Source organism: Arthrobacter sp. Y3223166, from assembly GCF_059090935.1.
Window position 1 is genome coordinate 1 of the sequence record NZ_JBNHGE010000100.1, and the last position, 403, is coordinate 403.

The window sequence follows — 403 nt, forward strand, 5'->3', positions numbered from 1 at the left end:
CGGCGCCGGGAACAACGCGGGCTTCGTAGCCGGCCAGGGCCTCGGGCGGCAGGCCGGCGCCTTTGCGGGCGATGGCGGTGGCGCGGGGCAGGTCGAGGTCGCCGTTGTCGAGGGCGGCGAGGGTGGCGGGCAGGCAGGTGGTGATCTGGTGTGCGTCGGCCAGTTCGGCGGCCGCGCGTTGGCGGGGCACGGCCAGGATGGGTGCGAGCTCGGCGGCGGCGTGCCGGCAGATCCCGTCCGGTGCCCCGGCGTCGGGCCCGGTTGCCGGGCGGAGCACGGCCAGGCGGTGCAGGGCCCGCAGCCTGCGGGACTGGGTCCAGGCCTCGTGTTTGCGCACCGCCTGGAGGTAGTCGAGGGTCGACCAGTCGTCCAGGGCCGCGGGGTCGGTGCCGGCGAGCAGGCC

Annotated in this window: 1 pseudogene; it reads right to left on the reverse strand. The window is 77.4% G+C overall.

The features are described from left to right. A pseudogene (locus tag AC5RUH_RS16725) lies at positions 1-403 on the reverse strand (hypothetical protein); the annotation flags it as partial.